Genomic DNA, 1,023 nt, shown 5'->3' with positions numbered 1-1,023 from the left:
CTAAGTGTTTCCTCCCTTCTAAAAGGCGGTCTCGGAACTGTCATTCTCAAAAAAACTCATGATATAAAGCTTGGATGGCCGTCTCTTCGCTGTGTTCTTTGACACCGAACATCATGCTTACCTCCGAAGAGCCCTGGTTGATCATTTCGATATTGACCTTGGCATCCGCCAACGCTTTCGAGGCTCTTGCCGTCGTTCCGACATTATGCCGCATCCCTTCGCCCACGACCATGATCAAGGCTAAGTTATGCTCCACAATGACTTCATCGGCATGCAGCTCTTGCTTGATTCGCGAAATGATTTTCTTCTCGGAGTCCCCCCTCATCTGCTCCTGTCTCAGGATGAGTGTCACATCGTCAATGCCCGATGGAATATGCTCATAGGCAACTCCGTAATCTTCTAGGATATGCAGCAGCTTCCGGCCAAAGCCGACTTCCCGGTTCATTAAATATTTACTGACATAAATGCTGCAAAATCCCTTGTCACTCGCAATCCCAATAACCGGACCATTCGTATTATCACGGATATTCACAATGCGGGTCCCTTGGGCCGCCGGGTTGTTCGTATTTTGGATATGAACGGGGATTCCCGCCCGGAATGCAGGAATAAGCGCCTCATCATGGAATACCGAGAAACCGGCATAAGAAAGCTCACGCATTTCTCGATACGTTAATTCCCTGATCCCCTTCGGATTGGATACCACATTTGGATTAACCGCATATACGGCATCCACATCGGTAAAGTTTTCATACAATTCGGCTTTGACGCCATTTGCAAGAATCGAGCCCGTAATGTCAGAGCCGCTTCTTGAAAACGTTAAAACATCACCATCTAACGTATATCCGAAAAACCCTGGAAATACGACGATTCCCGGCTCATCACGCAGATCATATAACCGATCATACGATTCCGGCAGCACCTGGGTATATCCATCTTCATCCGATACGATCAAGCCAGCTTTCTTCGGATTGACATATTGCGCTTCGACACCCCGCCTTTGAAAATAGGCGGCAATCAGCTTCG

General features: G+C 47.9%; 1 protein-coding gene. It reads right to left on the bottom strand.

What is annotated here, in order from left to right; genetic code table 11:
* Positions 1–46: 46 nt before the first annotated feature.
* A partial coding sequence (locus CVN76_RS00780; protein WP_100530079.1) for an aspartate kinase occupies positions 47–1,023 on the bottom strand: 977 nt, incomplete at its 5' end.

The organism is Bacillus sp. mrc49 (assembly GCF_002803435.1).
This window is presented reverse-complemented; position numbering and strand designations above follow the sequence as displayed.